This window comes from Paraeggerthella sp. (genome assembly GCF_048427265.1).
Taxonomy (GTDB): Bacteria; Actinomycetota; Coriobacteriia; order Coriobacteriales; family Eggerthellaceae; genus Paraeggerthella; species Paraeggerthella hominis.
In genome coordinates this window covers 1-16,323 of record NZ_DBFOSR010000034.1, presented here as the reverse complement: position 1 = coordinate 16,323, position 16,323 = coordinate 1, and the positions used below count along the sequence as shown (strand labels likewise).

Annotated in this window: 14 protein-coding genes; 12 read left to right on the top strand and 2 right to left on the bottom strand. The window is 64.3% G+C overall.

Annotation, left to right across the window (positions count from 1 at the left end):
- Positions 1-100 precede the first annotated feature (100 nt).
- From rimI to ACMNI9_RS03595, 8 genes are all read left to right on the top strand, one after another.
- Positions 101-1,477 carry a ribosomal protein S18-alanine N-acetyltransferase gene (gene rimI / locus ACMNI9_RS03630; protein ID WP_418830907.1) on the top strand — a complete coding sequence of 459 codons (1,377 nt, stop codon included), beginning with the start codon at positions 101-103 and terminating at the stop codon, positions 1,475-1,477.
- A 509-nt stretch (positions 1,478-1,986) separates the two neighbouring features.
- Positions 1,987-2,178: a hypothetical protein gene (locus tag ACMNI9_RS03625; protein ID WP_114565961.1), complete on the top strand. Its 192-nt coding sequence runs from the start codon at positions 1,987-1,989 to the stop codon at positions 2,176-2,178.
- Positions 2,179-2,187: 9 nt separating this feature from the next.
- Complete coding sequence (gene dnaG, locus ACMNI9_RS03620; protein WP_418830905.1) at positions 2,188-4,044, top strand: DNA primase; 1,857 nt, start codon at positions 2,188-2,190, stop codon at positions 4,042-4,044.
- Positions 4,045-4,133: 89 nt separating this feature from the next.
- The gene (locus tag ACMNI9_RS03615) at positions 4,134-4,562 is read left to right on the top strand and encodes an NfeD family protein (protein WP_114565963.1); all 429 of its coding nucleotides are present in this window, start codon (positions 4,134-4,136) and stop codon (positions 4,560-4,562) included.
- Positions 4,559-5,497, top strand: coding sequence for an SPFH domain-containing protein (locus ACMNI9_RS03610; protein WP_418830903.1), 939 nt, complete (start codon positions 4,559-4,561; stop codon positions 5,495-5,497). Before ACMNI9_RS03615 ends, ACMNI9_RS03610 begins: the two co-directional genes overlap by 4 nt.
- 254 nt (positions 5,498-5,751) lie before the next feature.
- Positions 5,752-6,300 (top strand): peptide deformylase, encoded by a 549-nt coding sequence (def, locus tag ACMNI9_RS03605; RefSeq protein ID WP_114566116.1) that lies wholly within the window; start codon positions 5,752-5,754, stop codon positions 6,298-6,300.
- A gap of 2 nt (positions 6,301-6,302) precedes the next feature.
- On the top strand, positions 6,303-7,262 hold the full coding sequence (gene fmt / locus ACMNI9_RS03600) for a methionyl-tRNA formyltransferase (protein ID WP_216529548.1): 960 nt from the start codon (positions 6,303-6,305) through the stop codon (positions 7,260-7,262).
- The gene (locus ACMNI9_RS03595) at positions 7,255-8,700 is read left to right on the top strand and encodes an RsmB/NOP family class I SAM-dependent RNA methyltransferase (protein ID WP_418830902.1); all 1,446 of its coding nucleotides are present in this window, start codon (positions 7,255-7,257) and stop codon (positions 8,698-8,700) included. Before fmt ends, ACMNI9_RS03595 begins: the two co-directional genes overlap by 8 nt.
- A 197-nt stretch (positions 8,701-8,897) precedes the next feature.
- Here the strand turns inward: ACMNI9_RS03595 and ACMNI9_RS03590 are convergent, their stop codons facing one another.
- Positions 8,898-9,146 carry a hypothetical protein gene (locus ACMNI9_RS03590; RefSeq protein ID WP_418830901.1) on the bottom strand — a complete coding sequence of 83 codons (249 nt, stop codon included), beginning with the start codon at positions 9,144-9,146 and terminating at the stop codon, positions 8,898-8,900.
- Between the two features lie 74 nt (positions 9,147-9,220).
- On the opposite strand from ACMNI9_RS03590, the gene brnQ reads away from it, so the two are divergent.
- A complete protein-coding gene (gene brnQ / locus ACMNI9_RS03585; RefSeq protein ID WP_418830899.1) occupies positions 9,221-10,573 on the top strand; it encodes a branched-chain amino acid transport system II carrier protein in 1,353 nt (450 codons plus the stop codon).
- Here the strand turns inward: brnQ and ACMNI9_RS03580 are convergent.
- Positions 10,532-11,173 carry a TetR/AcrR family transcriptional regulator gene (locus ACMNI9_RS03580; protein WP_216529550.1) on the bottom strand — a complete coding sequence of 214 codons (642 nt, stop codon included), beginning with the start codon at positions 11,171-11,173 and terminating at the stop codon, positions 10,532-10,534. The genes brnQ and ACMNI9_RS03580 overlap by 42 nt on opposite strands.
- 229 nt (positions 11,174-11,402) lie before the next feature.
- On the opposite strand from ACMNI9_RS03580, the gene ACMNI9_RS03575 reads away from it, so the two are divergent.
- From ACMNI9_RS03575 to ACMNI9_RS03565, 3 genes are all read left to right on the top strand, one after another.
- Positions 11,403-12,161: an ABC transporter ATP-binding protein gene (locus ACMNI9_RS03575; RefSeq protein WP_216529551.1), complete on the top strand. Its 759-nt coding sequence runs from the start codon at positions 11,403-11,405 to the stop codon at positions 12,159-12,161.
- Positions 12,154-13,422, top strand: coding sequence for an ABC transporter permease (locus ACMNI9_RS03570; protein WP_418830898.1), 1,269 nt, complete (start codon positions 12,154-12,156; stop codon positions 13,420-13,422). The genes ACMNI9_RS03575 and ACMNI9_RS03570 overlap by 8 nt, the downstream gene beginning before the upstream one ends.
- A 453-nt stretch (positions 13,423-13,875) precedes the next feature.
- Positions 13,876-16,323, top strand: a 2,448-nt coding sequence (locus tag ACMNI9_RS03565; protein WP_418830897.1) for a DEAD/DEAH box helicase, incomplete at its 3' end; no start/stop codon positions are given.

Sequence of the window (16,323 nt, the reverse complement as noted above, 5' to 3'; positions counted from 1 at the left end):
AGCGCGTGGAGCAAGCGGCTGCTCGGCCGGATGCGCGTGTTCCGGTCGGGCTCGCGCGCTTTGCGTATCGAACTTGCGAGCGGAGCATGGGAGGACGGCTGTGGCGTGGGGAAGAGAGCACATTACGAAACAGGCGTTTCGCACTGCGCCTGAGGACTACGCCGCGTTCGAGGCGATCAATTTGGCGGGGCGAGAGAACGTTCGCGTGTTGGACGTCGGATGTTTCGACGGCTTCAACACCCGGCTGAAGTTCGCGCCTTACGACTCGATCGCGCGCGTCGTGGGCATCGACCTGTCGGCTGACGATATCGCGCGTGCCGTTGCGCAGACGGATGACGCTCGCTTTCTATTCGTGCATGCCGCCTTTGAAGACTTCGAACCCGAAGACGGCACGGCTTTCGACGTGGTGTACTTCTCCCACGTGCTGCAGCATGTGCGGGACCCGCAGGCGGCTTTGGCCAAGGCTTATCGGTTGCTGACGCCGGGAGGGTTCGTCGTCGTGAAGACCACGGACGACTCGGTGAAGCTGTCGTATCCTGACCCGAGTCAATCGATGAAAAGGCTTTTCGCGCTGTACGATGAGCACGTGCGACCGAATACGGCCTGGACGGCGTGCACCGACCGTTGCAATGGGCAGAAATGCTACACCTACCTGGTTCGCGCGGGTTTTTCGCCGATACGGGTGAAAACGTTTTCCGTAGACACGGTTGGGAAAGCGCGCGAGGAGCGTCTTGAACTGTTCGAGCGTTTCGCGTACTTCAGGCGAAACGTGCCGAGCTGCGTCGATGCGGCGATAGCGAACGAAATCCACGCGCTTCTTGACGAATGGAAGGCTCTTTTCGAGAGCGACGAGTACTACTTTTCGTCGGAGTCGTTCGTGGCTATCGGACAAAAGCCCGACGTCGACCGGCGGCCTTGGACGTTCGCTGGCGATGCGTTCGGCGACGGTCGTGCCGGGTGCGCGCAATTCTCGGAGTTGCAGGGGACGATGGACACGGAGGGCGATGCGCTGCTGATTCGCCCCATGGTGGAAGACGATCTTGCGGGCGTCATGGCCATCGAGGCGAAGGCTTTCCAAGATCCGTGGACGCCGCTTGCCTACGCTCTTGAGCTTCGGCACAATCCCTGTGCGCATTACGAGGTGGCGTGTGCCTTGTCGGGGGGCGGTTCTCCTGTCGCTTGCGATGTGACGGGGTATCTTGGCTGGTGGGAGGCGGGCGATACTGCAGCGATCGTAAGGGTGGCGGTAGATCCTTGCGCCCGACGGGGCGGATGCGGGACGAAGTTGGTGAAGCGCGCGTGCCAGCAGGCGGCGGCGCGGGGGTGCCGTTCCATGCAGTTGGAGGTGCGTGCTTCCAACGAATCCGCGCGCGCGTTTTACCGGCGGCTTGGATTCAGGGACGTTTTCGTTCGGGAGGGGTTCTACGATTTCCCGGCTGACGACGCAGTGGTGATGGCGAAAGAGCTTGAACCGTAGGCTTCGCGCTGCGCGGCGGGTTCGCGCGTCCGGCGGGTTTGCGTCGGTTGCGTCGCTCGCGTGCTCGGTAGGTTCTCCTGCTTGCGCCGCGCACCTTCGCGTGCTCGTGCGCCCGCGTCGAGCCGCCTACACGTTCTCGCGCGCTCGCTGTTGCCGGTAGTGCCGACCCCCCGTACGTCCTTGCGCGCCCGTGTCAAAACGGGCGAGTTTTGCTGGTCCTCAAACTAGGATAATGCAAGGTGACAGTCCTCTGATCAGGTGTGATGCAAAACACTTGTAGCGGCATAGCCCCGACAAGGCGAAAAACCGCCGCAAAACTCGTCCGTTTTGACAGAAGGGTACTGGTCCCGCAAGGTCGCCGGTCCCGCAAGGACCCCCGGTTCCGCAAGGCCCCCCGGTCCCGCAAGCGTCCCGGTCCTGCGAGAACACCGGCTCCGTGCCAGGTGCTGGCGCGCGGCGGTTGCACGCTTGCGCTATACTGTCCGAAACAAAACTCGGAAGGGCGGCGCATGAGGAATCGGGAGCGAATCTACGCAGGCATCGCGGTGCTGAGCTTCGTCTTGATGACGGGCAGCTTGGTGATGACGTACATGAACGCGGGCGAGGGCGAGGTCGGTTTGCTGGACCTGGGTCCGTCCCTTGCGCTTGGCCTGCTGTTTTTGGTGAACGTCGTTCTGGCCAAACAGAACAAGCAGAGGTAGGGTTCGCGCATGGCCGGCATCAGCGAAGAAGACATTCAGAAGGTACGCGAGGCGAACGACCTGGTGGCCGTTATCAGCGAGCGCACGCCTGTGAAGCAGCGCGGGCGCGATTTCTGGTGCTGCTGTCCGCTGCACAACGAGAAAACCCCCTCTTTCAAGATCGATCCCGCCACGCAGCTGTGGCATTGCTTCGGCTGCGGCGAGGGCGGCGACGTGTTCTCCTTCATCATGAAAACCGAGGATTTGAACTTTCCCGAGGCCGTGCGCCGCTTGGCGGAGCGCGCGCATATCGAGATATCGGACGCCGGCGGGCCGCGCAGCGTTGGTTCTAGCAAGAAAGCGCGACTCAAGGCCGTGTGCGAGGAAACGGCGGACTTCTACCATACGCAGCTTATGCGCAATCCCGGCCCCGAGGCGAGCGCCGCGCGCAGCTACCTGGGCGCGCGCGGGCTTGGCGGCGACGTTCCCAAAACGTGGCGGTTGGGCTTCGCGCCGGGTCGCGGGCAGCTGGTGCGCCATCTGGCGGCAAAGGGGTTCAAGCCCGACGAGATGGTGCAGGCCAACGTCGCGCTTTCGGGCGACGGCGGCAGGCTGCGCGATCGGTTCTACAACCGCGTGATGTTTCCCATCAACGACCCGCAGGGCGAGTGCATCGCCTTCGGCGGGCGCGTGGTGGGCAAAGGCGAGCCGAAGTACCTGAACTCCCAGGAAACGCCGCTGTTCCATAAGTCGCAGGTGCTGTACGGCATGGAGAAGGCGAAGGCGTCCATGGCGTCAACGGGCACCGCCATCGTGTGCGAGGGCTACACCGACGTGATCGCGCTGCACGAAGCGGGGATCGAGAACGCGGTGGCCACCTTGGGCACGGCGCTCACCATGCGCCACATTCGTCTGCTCGCGCGCCATGCGCAGCATCGCATCGTGTACCTGTTCGATGGCGACGAAGCGGGGCAGCGTGCGGCCGACCGCGCGCTGGCGTTCATCGACGACAGCATGACGCCGGAGGCGGGTCGCACCAAGATCGAGCTGGCGGCCGTCACGCTGCCGGACAACCTGGACCCGGCCGATTTCGTGTCGGATCGCGGGGGCGCGGCGCTGCAAGAGCTGGTCGAACATGCGCAGCCCCTGCTCAAGTACGGTATCGATCGTCGATTGGCGCGCCATGACCTCAGTCGTGCCGAAGGCCGCTCGGCCGCCTTGGCCGATGCGCTCTCGGTGCTCGCGCCCATCAAGGACTCCATGTTGGCGCGCGATTACGCCGTGCAGATCGCCAGCAGATGCCGTGCGCGCGAGGAGGACGTGCTCGATCAGCTGGGCAAGCTGAAGCCGCCGCGCGCTGCGGACGCCGAAGGAGCGGACGCTGCGGCAGACGACGAGCCTCGGTGGGCTCCGCAGCCGCGGCGCGAGCGGCTTCCCCAATCGGAGGTCAACCGGCGCCGCTTCGAGCGCCAGTTGCTCGCCCTGATCGCGTCCCGACCCGACCTGGGCCTGCTGCACGCTGACGCGCTCGCGCAAACGCGGTGGCGCGAGCCTGCGCACGCTACGATCGCGCAGAGCATGCTGGACACGCTGGCCGAAGACCCTGCAGCTCAGCCCGCGCGGCTGGTCGGCGAGGTCGCGCGCGTGCTGCCCGCTGCGGCCGGCATGTTGACCGCCGGTGCCGAAAGCGCTGTGGAGGACGAGGGCCGCTTGGCATCTTTCCTGGTGGAAGAGCTGTCCATAGGCGACGCGGAAGATGCCGTGGCAGCGCTCAAGGCCCAGCTTTCCGATCCGTCGCGTCTTCCGGCCGACGAGTACGAGATGCTGTTCGAAGCCGTGGCCGCCATGCAGCAGGATCTGACGCGCCGCCGCGCCGCGCACGTGTAGGCGCAACCGTTCGGTTTCGAGTCCGCTGCGCGTCATGCTGTCGTGCAGACGGATAGTGTATACTCGAACAAGGAGAAAGGAGCTACCGTATGAGCCCCTTCGTATGGTTGGGCGTCGCCGCGGCGATGGCCCTTGTCGAGGTCGTTTCGCTGGGCCTCATCACCCTGTGGTTCGTTGTCGGCGCGCTGGTAGCGTTCGCCGCGAACCTGCTCGGCGTCGATCCTGCCGTGCAGGTGATCGTCTTTCTGGTCGTTTCCGTCGTGTGCCTTGTGGCCCTTCGCCCCGTGTTCATGAAGTACCGCAATCGCGGTGATTCCAAGGAACCGACGCTGGTCGGCCAGGTTGCCGTCGTGTGCGAGGCTATCGACAACGATCGCCTGGTCGGGCGCGTTGAAACGTCCGATCACATGACCTGGGCCGCCTGCTCTGCCAGCGGAGAGCCCCTGCCCGTTGGCCAGAACGTCGTCGTGGTCGGGCAAGAAAGCGTCAAGCTCATCGTTGAAAGGAAACTCCCATGATCTTCCTTATCGTGCTCGTCGTGATCCTGGTTCTGTTCTCGGTCACGTGCATCAAAATCGTGCCGCAGGCCGAAGCCGCCATCGTGGAGCGCCTGGGCTCGTACCTGACCACCTGGAACAACGGGCTGCACGTGAAGATTCCCTTCATCGACCGCGTGCGCCCCTACGTGTCGCTCAAAGAGCAGGTGTTCGACTTCCCGCCGCAGCCCGTCATCACGAAGGACAACGTGACCATGTCCATCGACACCGTGGTGTTCTTCAAGATCATGGACCCGAAGCTGTACTGCTACGGCGTGGAGAATCCCATCGTGGCCATCGAGAACCTGTCGGCCACCACGCTGCGCAACATCATCGGCGATCTTGACCTGGACACCACGCTCACCTCGCGCGATACCATCAACGCAAAGATGCGCTCCATCCTTGACGAGGCCACCGACGCCTGGGGCATCAAGGTCAATCGCGTAGAGGTCAAGAACATCACGCCGCCGGCAGCCATTCAGCAGGCTATGGAAAAGCAGATGAAGGCCGAGCGCGAGAAGCGCGAGGCGGTGCTTTTGGCCGAGGGCGAGAAGCAGGCTGCCATCACTATCGCCGAGGGAAAGAAGCAGGCGCAGATTCTTTCCGCTGAAGCCGAGAAGCAGACCATCATCTTGGCTGCCGAGGCCGAGAAGGAGAAGCAGATCCGCGAGGCCGAGGGCGAAGCGGAGGCTATCAAGAACGTGCAGCAGGCGACGGCCGACGGCATCCGCGCGGTGCGGGAAGCGGGCGCCGACAACGCCGTTTTGACCCTGCAAGCCTTCGAAGCGCTCAAGAAAGTGGCGGACGGTCGTTCCACGAAGCTCATCATCCCCTCCGACATCCAGGGCCTTGCCGGGTTGGCGGCGTCGCTCAAAGAGATCGTCGTGGACAACGAGGATTCCGCTCGTACGGAGTAGCGGCCCGAACGCTCGAGGTGCTTGAGGCGCCGTTCGAGCGCGCTGCGATGCGGCGCGTGTCGAACGGCGCTTTTCGTCGGCTGCCTCCCGCGTGCGGCGAACGGTCGCCAAGTTCGGTCTCTTGCGCTTCTCACCTCGCGTTTTATGGATCTTTCGGCAAGCCGCTGGACAAGGGCGAAGCGATTGCGGACAATGCTTGCCAGAATTTTGTTTCGCGGCGCCTCGAGCGTCGCGCGCGTGGATACCAAAAGGACGTGCTGACCGTGATTACTATCGTGCAATCTCCCAATCCCATTTTGAACCAGCCGTGCGAGCCGTGCGATCTTGGGGACAAAAGCCTGAAGCGCTTGGCCAAGCAGATGGTGAAGACCATGTACAAGAATTCCGGCTGCGGCCTTGCCGCGCCGCAGGTGGGCGTGACCAAGCGCCTGGTGGTCATCGACTGCGACGAGTCCGACGAGCAGAACCCCATGGTACTGGTGAACCCGGTGCTGGTGGAGACGAAGGGCGAGGTCGTCGTCGAAGGGGAGGGCTGCCTGTCCATCCCCGGCATCTCCGTGCCCATCGCCCGGCCGTCGTGGGCGCGCGTGCGCTTCTTCGACCTGGACGGCGAGGAATGGGAGATCGAAGGCGACGGCCTTCTGGGCCGCTGCCTGCAGCATGAGCTGGACCACCTGGACGGCGTGACCATGTTCGAGCGCTGCGATCCCCTCGCGCGCATCCAGGCGCTTCGCGATTACGACCAGGCGGTTGCTTCCGGCGCGAAGCCGGGAGAGACCTCGCTTGATCCACGGGTTCGATAACCATGCGCGTCGTGTTCATGGGCACGCCGGAGTTCTCGGCTACGATCCTCGATGAATTGGTGCAGCAGCATGAGGTGGTTGCCGTTTACACGCGCCCTGATGCCGTGCGCGCCCGCGGGAAGCAGTTGGAGCCTTCGCCGGTGAAGGCGACGGCTGAGCGCTGGAACATTCCCGTGCGCACGCCGCGCACCCTGCGCGACGAGGACGTCCAGCGCGAACTGGCCTCGTTTCGCCCCGACGTCATTTGCGTGGCCGCTTACGGGGCCATTCTGCCGAAGGCCGTGTTGGATCTTCCCCGGTACGGCTGCCTGAACGTGCACGCGTCGCTTCTGCCTCGCTGGCGCGGCGCCGCTCCTATCGAGCGCGCTATCCTGGCGGGCGACGAAGAGGCCGGCGTATGCATCATGCGCATGGAAGAGGGCCTGGATACAGGCGCGTACTGCGTGTGCCGCACGGCGAGCGTCGGGGATTTGAACGCTGAAGAACTGACCGACGAGCTGGCTATTCTGGGATCTCACGCCCTGTTGACCGCGCTGGTGCGCGTGGAGCGGGGCGTGTGCGATTGGACCGAGCAGGACGAATCGCGCGTGACCTACGCCGATAAGATCGCCAAGGGCGAGCTGGACTTGTCCGTTGGCGATTCCGCTGCGCTCATGGTTCGCAAGGTGCAGGCTTCGAGCGCCGCGCACCCTGCGCGCGCCGAGGTGGCGGGGCGCGCGGTTACGGTGCTGTCGCTTGCTCCCGTGGCGGCCGATAGCCAGGCGCGCGATCTTGTTGCGGGCATGGCTGCGGGCGATGTTCGCTATGCGGCGAAGCGCTTGTTCTTGGGCGCGGCCGACGGCGCGGTGGAGCTTCTGATTCTGAAGCCGGCGGGCAAGCAGGCCATGGATGCGAAATCGTTTGCCGCCGGGATCCAAGGGATCAAGGACGGCGGCCTTATCTGGAAGGGGCTTCATGCCTGATCGTAATAAGGGCTCGCAGGATCGACGCGCGCCGAAGGGATACGCCGGACCTGTGGAGAAGCCGCGAGAGAGCCGCGCCTCGCGATCGAAAGCCAGCCCGGCTCGGCTTGCCGCGCTCGACGTGGTGCGCACCGTGCGCGAGCGCGGGGCGTTCGCTCAGGACGTTATCGGCAAGCGCATCGACGGCTCCTCGCTTTCGCCTGAGGACCGCTCGTTTGCGACGCTGCTCGCATTGGGCGTGGTCAGCTCCGTGGGCACGCTCGACGATGTGCTCGATCGGGCGCTCAGCAAGCCGACGGACGTGCAGCCCGACGTGCGCGACGCCCTGCGTTTGAGCGTGTACGAGATCATCTTCCTGAACAAGACGCCGCATGCAGCGGTTGACCAGGGAGTCGAGCTGGTGCGCTCGTTCGCGCCCAGGGCGGCTGGCCTTGCGAACGCGGTGCTGCGCAAGGTGGTTGCTTCACGCGCGTCCTTCCCGTTCGGCGATCCGACGCGCGACGTGGAAGCGCTGGCTCGCCTGCATGCTTTCCCCGTTTGGCTGGCGCGCAAGCTGGTGCTCGATCTGGGACCCCAGGCGGCGTTGGACTTCATGCGCGCCTCGAACGAGCCGGCGCCGCTGTTCGTGGCGGCGAATGCGGCGAAGACGGACGAAGCCGCCGTGGCCGCCGCGTTCGCGAAGGCGGGAGAATCGACGCAGCCGGTTGAGATCGACGGCGTGCCCGTGCCCGGCTGCCTGCGCGTGAAGGACAACCGCGCGTTGTTGCTGCCCGAGGTCAAGCAATTGTTCGTGCAGGGAAAGATCCTTGTTTCCGATGCCGCGTCCCAGCTGGTGGCTGCGTCCGTCCTGCCGCAGGACAAGCCCGCGTCCATGCTGGAAGTGGGCGCCGGTCGCGCAACGAAGACCATCTTGCTGCAAAGCGCGGCGCAGCGCACGTGGGGGTCGCAGATCGAGTCGTACGTGACGCTGGACAATCACGGGTTCAAGACGAAGCTGCTGCTCGAGCGCGCCGCGCGGTACGGCTCGTGCGTGTCGGAGGCGCTGACGGGCGACGCCCTGGCGTTGGGCAACGTGGTTCGCGATCGCCTGTTCGACGTGGTGTTCATCGACGCGCCGTGCTCGGGGCTGGGAACGCTGCGACGCCATCCCGAGATTCGCTGGCGCTTGCAGCCCGAGGACGTGGCCGCGTTCGCGAAGACGCAGCTGGGCATGCTGCGCGCCGCCGCCGGGCATGTGGCGCCGGGCGGAACGCTGGCGTACGCGACGTGTACGGTGACCTGCGAGGAAGACAACCAGACGGTGAAGGCATTCCTCGCGAGCGAAGAGGGGCAGCGCTTTCAGCTGGCTCCCATTGCCGGTCGCTCGTGCTTGGCTACGCGGCTTGCGCCGGGGTCGTCGGACGCGCATTTCGCCGTAAGGTTCGCGCGCGTTTCGTAGAGGACGCGAAGGGTCGTGCGTTTTTCTCCGTCCAGCGCACGCGCAAAGGCGTTCCGTGGTAGGTTTTGACGGTTTGCGGTCGTCGTGGACGTGTCGCAAACCGCATCCGATCTTCCAGTAATTTTCTATGATTTTTTGACCTGGTGTAATGCTGGGCCATCTGGTTGTGGTCGCAAGCAAGGGACTCTGCAACAACCTCAAACCGTCAAAACCTGCCAGCGAACGCGGTTTTTCGTGCGCAGGACCGTGCTGGGCAGGAGAACGGGCGGGTCGATGGCCTGTTCGCGGGATCGTGCTGGGCGGGCGAACAGGGGCGGGTCGATGGCCCGTTCTCCGGCGAACAGCGCGAAGCAGGCCATCGGCTTCGCCCCTTCGCCTTGCTCGTTTGCGTCGATTTCATAGTGAAACAATATGGAATAGCGATCGAACGAGGGCAGTGCTATCATTGCGGATCGTTCGCGCCGTCGTTTCGCGGCGCGCAAGGGCGTGGCAGTACGATACGGAACTCAGGAGGAACCTCGTGGAAGAGCAGCAACAAAACGCGCGCGGCGGGCTGCGCCCCAGTCAGCTGCTGATGGTGGGCGGCATGCTGTTCTCTATGTTCTTTGGAGCGGGGAACCTGATCCTGCCGCCGCTTTTGGGCTTGCAGGCGGGCACCGAAGCCGTCCCGGCTATGGCGGGCTTTCTGCTTGCGGGCATCGGCCTACCCGTGCTGGGCATTGTGGCCGTGGCCCTGTGCGGCGGCGTGCGCGAGCTGGCGGGGCGCGTGAGTCCTTTGTTCGCATCGGTGTTCATTGCGCTCGTGTACCTGACCATCGGCCCGTTTCTGGCTATTCCGCGCACGTCCTCTACGGCGTACGAGATGCTGCGGCCTTTGTTGCCGGGACCTGACGTGATCGATCCGAACGTGGCGGCGGTCGTGTTCTCGGTTGCGTTTTTCGCCGTGGCTTTCGTTTTGGCGCTGCGGCCTGGGTTGCTTTCGCGCGTGCTGGGCAAGTTCTCTGCGCCTGCGCTTATCGTGCTCATCGTCTTGGTGGTGGGCGCATCGGTGATCGGAGGCGGGGGAGAAGTTCTCGAGCCGCAGGCTCCGTACAGCGTGAACGCGGCGACGCACGGCTTTTTGACCGGATACCAGACCATGGACCTGCTGGCTGCGCTGTGCTTTGGCATCGTGGTTGCGGCGAACGTGAAGCAGCTGGGCGCGCGCGATCCGAAGCAGGTTGCCGGCGCCATTTCGAGTGCGGGCGTCGTGGCCGGCGTGCTCATGATGGTCATCTACTGCGGCTTGGGATTCGTGGGCGCCACCATGGGCGGCGCGCTGCCCGACGCGACCAATGGCGCGGCCATTCTGGCGGCATCGGCCAGCATGCACTTCGGCGAGGCTGGGGCCGTTATCGTGGCTGCGATCTTCCTGATCGCGTGCCTGAACGTATGCACGGGCTTGATCTCGTGCTGCTCCGAGTACTTCTTCGAGGCCGTCCCGCGCGTGCCGTTGATTGCCTGGGCGGCTGCGTTCGCCGTGTTCAGCTGCGCCGTTTCGCTTTTGGGGCTGGACGCGATCCTGGCGTTTTCCGCGCCGCTTCTGGGCGCGTTGTACCCGCCGGCTATCGTGCTGGTAATCATGGGCCTCGTGCACGCTCGTTGCGACAAGCTGTCGCTCATGTGGCCGTGGGCGGTGCTGTCGACGGCCGTGTACAGCGTGGTTGTGGGTCTGCGCGACGCGTTTGCGCCCGGCGCATGGCTGCCGCTCGATGCGCTGCCGTTTGCGGACTTCGGCCTGGGATGGGTGCTCATAGCCTTTGCGGGCGCCGCCGTGGGCGCTGCATGGTCGCTAGCTCGACGTCGGCGCGAATCGCGTTGCCAGCAAGGCTGATTCGCTGATCACGCCCTCGTCGAGAAACGTTTCCAGCAGCATGGGCGGAACGGTCCTTCGCATGCGCTGGCCGAAACGGGATCCGAAGAGCTGCTCGGTTGTCATGTCGGGCAGGTGCTCGGCGCGATAGGCCAGCAGGGAAAACACTCCGCCAAGCGCGAACTCGATGGCAAGCGACGAGTTGAATCCTAGATTCGCCTCGTCAATGCCAAGCATGCCGATCCAAGCTTGCTTCATGGCGCGCTTGAGCGTTCCCTGCAACTGCGGGGATCCGTGTTTTCCGGCTATCAGGCTGAGGCGATCAAGGTGCACGTGGTATTTGGGGTCGCACAGCAAGGCGTCCAGGTTGCTTTTCGGGTCGATGATCTCCCTGAACACCGCAACCATAAGATCGGTTGGCAGCATTTGCTCGACGGCGTCTTTCGCTAGCTCGCCAAGGTTGCCGTAGTGGTAGTAGAACGCGTTTTTGTTGAGGCCCGTCGATCGTAGGATATCCGCCACCGAAAGCGCCGCGTAAGGCTTTTCGGCCAGCAGCGTCCAGAATGCGTCCCTCATGCGGTCGACGGCGGGGACGTCCTGCCCTTTTTTCGGTCGCGGCACGGTTTCCTCCTTGCTATGAGCGCTTTGCTCATTTGTAATTGGTCGTTTTCCCGTGATTTGCATATTTTTATTGGACGCATAGGCCAATAAAATCATCCTAGAACAGATGGCGAAGGGTCGTCAAGCACCGCGGTTCCCGCATGCGGGCTCTTCGAAGCAAGCCGCGCTCAAGCGCGCGGGGAGGGGACGTGATGCCATGGAAACGCAGACGCGTGCGAATGGGCGGCCTATGGTCGAATTCAAAGGCGCGGTTCAGAGGTTCGGCAGGAAAACGCCTTTGGCGGACGGCAGGCGCACCGTACTGGATCGGGTGAACCTGCGCGTCGACCGGGGCAGCATTCTCTGCCTGCTGGGGCCTTCGGGGTGCGGCAAAACCACCATGGTCAACCTTATTATGGGCGTGACGGTGCCGGCGGCGGGCGAGGTGCTGGTCATGGGCGAGCGCGCTCCGTACCCTACGGCGCGCGCCCGCGTGGGCTACATGCCGCAGGAGGATGCGCTCTACGACGACATCACCGCCGAGGAGAACCTGCGGTTCTTCGGCGCGATGAACGGGCTTTCGGGTGCGCGGCTGGACGCGCGCATCGGCGAGATGCTGAAGTTCGGTCGCTTGGAAGACGATCGCAAGAAGCTGGTGTCGGCGTTTTCGGGCGGCATGAAGCGAAGGCTAAGCCTGGGCGTGGCGATGCTGCACGAGCCTGAGCTGCTGGTGCTCGACGAGCCAACGGTGGGGCTTGATCCCGATCATAGGCGTCGCATCTGGGATGCGTTTTCCGCGATGGCGGGCGAAGGGGCCACCATCATCGTGACGACGCACGTCATGGACGAAGCGGTTCGGTGCGACCAGATAGCCATGCTGCACGGCGGCCGCATCATCGCGAACGCATCGCCTGCCGATATCCTTGTGCAAACGGGAGCCGACAATCTGGAGGATGCGTTCCTTATCCTAGAGGGCTCGTCTGAAGGGAAGGAGGCCGATCATGCGTAAGACGCTCGCGGTTGCTCGCCGCATCCTCTCGCAGTTCATGCACGATAAGCGCACCATCGCGCTTCTGTTCGTGGCGCCCATCGTGGTGCTGTGGCTGCTGTCGGTGCTGCTGGGCGCCGACTCCTACCAGCCGCGCATCGCCACGGTTTTGCTTCCGTCTTCATATCAGCATGCGCTCGAGGCGCAGGATGCGCGCGTGTCGGACGTGGGGGTCGACGAAGCCGAGCGTCTGCTGCGCTCCAATAACGTGGATGCGGTATTGCGCATGAAAGGCGACGCGACGCTGGAGATATGGGCCGAAGGCAGCGATTCCACCAAGACCGCTGCCGTGATGGCGTGCGCGTCGTCTGCCATGGCCGACGTGCAAAAAGACGCGGCGGATCAGATGGAAGCGGACATCGAGGCGAAGAAGGACGAAATCGAGCAGGCTCGGGAGGACGCTGAATCCAAGCAGGTCGAACTGCGCAGCGCTATCGAAGAGGTGGCGCTCTCGCTTCCGCCGAGCGCTTTGGCGAAGATGCCGGAGTCGGTGCGCGACATGTTGGACGGATCGCTTGCGAGCACCGTTTCGGCTGAGGATTTCGCCCTTGACCCTTCGTCGTACATGCCGGTGAAAGAGGTGGAGACCTCGTATTTGCACGGTAGCGAGGATTGGAAGATGTTCGACTTCTACGGGCCGGTGTTCATCGGGGTGTTCTTGTTCGCGTTCACGTTCATCACAAGCGGCATGTCGCTGGTGAACGAGCGCGGCGCGGGAACCATGGCGCGCTTTCTGGCGACGCCGGTCAAGCCGACGCAGATCTTGGGCGGCTACTCCATTGGATTCGGCGCGCTGGCGCTTGCGCAATCGGGCGTGATCCTGGCGGTGGCGTTGGGGCTGATCGGTTTTCCCAACGAAGGCAACCTGGGCTTGGTCGTGGTGACGGCGGTGTCGATGGCGCTGGTGTCGGTGACGTTGGGGCTTTTGGTGTCGGGCCTGGCCAGCAACGCGTTTCAGGTTATCCAGCTCATGCTCTTGTTCGTGGTGCCGCAGATACTGCTGTGCGGCTTGTTCGACCTGTCGAGCGCGCCGGGCTGGCTTCAGGCGCTGGGCCAGTGCATGCCGGTGACGTACGGGGTGGACGCCCTGCGCGCGGTGATGCTGCGCGGTGCCGATTTCGCGGCGGTCTGGCCCGATCTTGCGGTTCTGTGGGGATTCGTGGCAGCGTTCTTCGTGCTGGCGGCGCTGGGCTTTCGCAAGAAGCGCGCCCGGGTGCGGTAGCGGACGGGGTTGGGGTCCTTGCGCTGCACGGTTTTGCCCTCAATGTTGCGCTTGACTCGGCATGCTTCGGCCTCGCCTTCGCACGACCTGGCAAAACGATCGCGTGACGCAAGTCCCCGAGGGCGGGGCGCTCAAGGAACTCGCGATACGCGACATTGGGGGCAAAACCGTGCGGCAAACGCGGCCCTGCGCGGTGCCGCCAACCTGAATGGACGCTTCGGCTGCACGACTGGGCGCATGTGGTCCGGTTGTGCTTTGCGGGTGCGGATTATCGTATCGGCTTGGGAGCTCCAGTCCGCGTGTTGTCACGCCAGCCTGCCCCCGCCCCCGCATCACGCGCGTTTTGGCGCGCAGAACGCGAGGACTTTACCGCTTGCTCGTCCGCGCGCACGCGGTAACGGGTAAAATAAATGCTTTGCAAAGTATCGCTGGTATGTTCGGAGGTCGTCCCGCATGGTCGAACGCGCAACAGAGGAAACAACGGAGAAGCCCGAAGGGGCGGCGTTCGCGCACGGGTCGCTGGGGCTGCTCGCGCCAAGCTGGTGGGAGCCTGAAGAGGGGGAGCCTGCCCCCGAACCGTGGCTCACGCCCGACGAAGCGCTCGACCGCTTCCTCGATTGGGTGGCGTCGCGCGGCATCGACTTGTGGCCCCATCAGGAAGAAGCGCTCATGGCGCTCATGATGGGCGATCACGTTATCCTGGGCACGCCCACGGGTTCCGGCAAGTCGATGGTCGCGCTGGGCCTGCACTTCATGGCGCTTGCCACGGGTCGACGCGCGTACTACACAGCTCCCATCAAAGCTCTGGTCAGCGAGAAGTTCTTCGATTTAGTGGACGTGCTGGGGCGCGAGAACGTGGGCATGATCACGGGCGACACGCACATCAACGCGCAGGCGCCGGTCGTGTGCTGTACGGCCGAGATCCTGGCGAACGAAGCGCTGCGCGAGGGCGAGCGCGCCGACGTGGGCTGCGTTGCCATGGACGAGTTCCATTTCTACGGCGACGCCGACCGCGGATGGGCGTGGCAGGTTCCCTTGCTCACGCTGCCGAAAACGCAGTTCTTGCTGATGAGCGCAACGTTGGGCGACGTCTCGAACATCGCGAGCTCGCTCAAGGAGCGCACGGGCGTCGACGTCGACGTGGTGGCCGACGCCCCGCGCCCCGTTCCGCTGTCGTACGAATACGTGGAAATGCCGCTCGAAGGCACCGTGGAGTTGGCGCTGCGCAACGGCGAGGCTCCGCTCTACATCGTGCATTTCTCGCAGGATGCGGCGCTTGCCACGGCGCAATCGCTTTCGAGCTTCGGCGTGGCGTCGAAGGAACAGCGCGAGGACATCAAGCATGCCATGGCCGGCACGCGCTTCACCACGGCGTTCGGCAAAACGCTCAAGCGCCTGCTTTCAAGCGGCGTCGGCGTGCATCACGCCGGCATGCTGCCTCGGTATCGCTTGCTGGTGGAAAAGCTTGCTCAACAGGGACTTCTTCCCGTCATCTGCGGTACGGACACGCTGGGCGTGGGCATCAACGTGCCCATTCACACCGTGCTTTTGACGGCGCTCACGAAGTTCGACGGCTACAAGATGCGCCGTCTGCGCGCCCGCGAGTTCCATCAGATCGCGGGCCGCGCGGGTCGCAGCGGCTTCGACACCGAGGGCGTGGTGCTGGCCGAAGCTCCCGAGCACGACATCGAGAACGCGAAGCTGGTGCAGAAAGCCGGCGGCGATCCGAAGAAGCTGCGCAAGATCAAGAAGAAGCAGCCGCCCGAAGGGTTCGTCACCTGGAACAAGCAGACGTTCGAGCGCCTGATCGAGGCCACGCCCGAAACGCTCAAGCCGCGCATGAAGATCACGCATTCGATGGTGCTGTCGGAAGTGGTGCAGGGCGGCGACGCCTACGCGCGCGTCCGCAAGCTCATCGCCGATTCCGCTCAAACCGACGAAGAGAAGGCCGCCCTGGTCGTGCGCGCGGACGACATATTCGCCACGCTCGTGAACGCCGACGTGGTGGAGCGCGTGCAGGCCGAAGATGGAAGCACGGAATACGTCACCACCGTCGATCTTCCCGAGGATTTTGCGCTTGATCAGCCGCTTTCGCCGTTTTTGCTGGCTGCGCTGGAGCTGCTGGACCCGGAAAGCGACACGTACGCCCACGACGTCATCTCCATGGCCGAGGCCACGCTGGAAAACCCGCGTCAGGTGCTGCGTGCGCAGGAGCGGCAGGCGAAGGATCGGGCCATGGCCGACATGAAGGCCGACGGGGTGGACTACGAGGAACGCTTGGAGCGCATCGCCGAGATCACGTACCCCAAGCCGCTCGAAGATCTGCTGGGCGCGGCGTTCGAGCGCTATTGCCAGGAGGTGCCGTGGGCGCGCGATTTCCAGCTGGAGCCGAAGTCGGTCCTGCGCGACATGCTGGAAACCGCCAGCGACTTCAAGGGCTACGTGCAGCGTTACGGCATCGCCCGGTCGGAGGGGCTGCTGCTGCGCTACCTGGCCGACGCGTACCGGGTGATCGCGCGCACGGTGCCGGTGGACAAGCGCAACGATCGGCTGGAGGACGTCATCGCATGGCTGGGCTTCGTGGTGAGGTCGGTGGACTCCAGCTTGATGAATGAATGGGAGAACGCGGGGTCGGCCTTGGACGCGGCTGCGCCGGTGGACGCTGACGAGGTGGTGACGGATCGGCGCGGCGTGACGGTGCTCGTTCGCAACGCGCTGTTTTTGCGCGTGCGGCTGGCTGCGCAGGAGCGCGCGGCGGAGTTGGGCCGCTTGGACCAGGATTGGGGCTGCGGGGAGCCGCGTTGGCAGCGCGCCTTGGATTCGTACTACGAAGCGCACGACGAGGTGCGCATCGACGGCGATGCGCGGTCGATGGCCTATCTGGAGATCGACGAGTCCGAC

Bases quoted from the DNA above. Each gene is read 5' to 3' on its own strand.
- fmt (WP_216529548.1), top strand. From the start codon at position 6,303: ATGCGCGTCGTGTTCATGGGCACGCCGGAGTTCTCGGCTACGATCCTC.
- ACMNI9_RS03575 (WP_216529551.1), top strand. From the start codon at position 11,403: ATGGTCGAATTCAAAGGCGCGGTTCAGAGGTTCGGCAGGAAAACGCCT.
- ACMNI9_RS03590 (WP_418830901.1), bottom strand. From the start codon at position 9,146: ATGATAGCACTGCCCTCGTTCGATCGCTATTCCATATTGTTTCACTAT.
- ACMNI9_RS03625 (WP_114565961.1), top strand. From the start codon at position 1,987: ATGAGGAATCGGGAGCGAATCTACGCAGGCATCGCGGTGCTGAGCTTC.
- dnaG (WP_418830905.1), top strand. From the start codon at position 2,188: ATGGCCGGCATCAGCGAAGAAGACATTCAGAAGGTACGCGAGGCGAAC.
- ACMNI9_RS03595 (WP_418830902.1), top strand. From the start codon at position 7,255: ATGCCTGATCGTAATAAGGGCTCGCAGGATCGACGCGCGCCGAAGGGA.
- ACMNI9_RS03615 (WP_114565963.1), top strand. From the start codon at position 4,134: ATGAGCCCCTTCGTATGGTTGGGCGTCGCCGCGGCGATGGCCCTTGTC.
- ACMNI9_RS03610 (WP_418830903.1), top strand. From the start codon at position 4,559: ATGATCTTCCTTATCGTGCTCGTCGTGATCCTGGTTCTGTTCTCGGTC.
- ACMNI9_RS03570 (WP_418830898.1), top strand. From the start codon at position 12,154: ATGCGTAAGACGCTCGCGGTTGCTCGCCGCATCCTCTCGCAGTTCATG.